At 75.3% G+C, this 980-nt stretch carries 1 protein-coding gene; it reads left to right on the forward strand.

Translation table 11 applies throughout. The features are described 5' to 3' along the window. Positions 1-358: 358 nt before the first annotated feature. Positions 359-980, forward strand: a 622-nt coding sequence (locus G3I40_RS16490; RefSeq protein WP_164302909.1) for an SRPBCC domain-containing protein, incomplete at its 3' end; no start/stop codon positions are given.

Genomic DNA, 980 nt, shown 5'->3' on the forward strand with positions numbered 1-980 from the left:
GGGGCGGGGTTCGTGCTGGCGGGGTGGCGGGTGCCGGGGGTGGTGGGGGTGCGGGTGGTGCGGGCCGGGCGGGCGTATGCCCCGTCGACGTTGGTGCATCCGCGTTATGGCGACTAGGCGCCGCGGGGCTCCGGGCTTTGTCGTCGGCCGCGGGCCGGTGGTCGGCTGGTCGCGCAGTTCCCCGCGCCCCTGAGATGCACGCCCTGCGGGCGGCATCTCCCCGATGAAGGCCGCAGGCCTTCCAGGGGCGCGGGGAACTGCGCGACCAGCCACGACGAGACCCGCACCCGAGGGGAAACCGTTTCCGCAACGGCGAAGAAGGGTCAAGGCCGCGACGGAGTCGCTACGCTCGGGTGCCATGGAGCATGAGGTGTTCGTTCCGGTTCCGGCGGAGTCCCTGCGGGCGGTGCTCTGCGATCCCCTTCGCGTGGCCCGGGCCCTGCCCGGGTTCCAGCGTGACGCCTCCGGCGAGGGAGGCCGCATCAAGGTGCGCGTCGGCGGGCACACCATCACCTACCGCGGCAGCGTCACCGTGACCCAGGCGAAGGACGGCGCGTTCGGGGTGAGCGGCGAGGGCGTCGAGGCGCGGGGCACGGGCGGCGTGAAGTTCGCGCTGACCGCCCGTGTCGCCGCGACCGAGGGCGGCTGCGCGCTCACCTTCACCGGTACCGGGTCCGGCGACGGCCGGGTGGCCGAACTCCCGCAGGAGGCGGTGGAGTCGGCGGCGCACCGGCTGCTGAACCGTTTCGCGGGCAACCTCGGGGCGGCCGGCCAGGAGCCCGGCGCCGAGGAGGACGCGGAGGACGTAGACCACGCGGACGACATGGACGACGTGGACGACGTGGACGACGTGGCGCCGCCGGCCGAGCCCCGTCGCGGGTCCGTCCACGAGGTCGCGGTGCCGCCGCCCTCCCTCGACCCGGCGGCGGACGCAGCCGACGCAGACGGCGAGGACACCGGTGAGCTGCCCGCCGAGCCCG

Source organism: Streptomyces sp. SID14478, assembly GCF_010548525.1.
Taxonomy (GTDB): Bacteria; Actinomycetota; Actinomycetes; order Streptomycetales; family Streptomycetaceae; genus Streptomyces.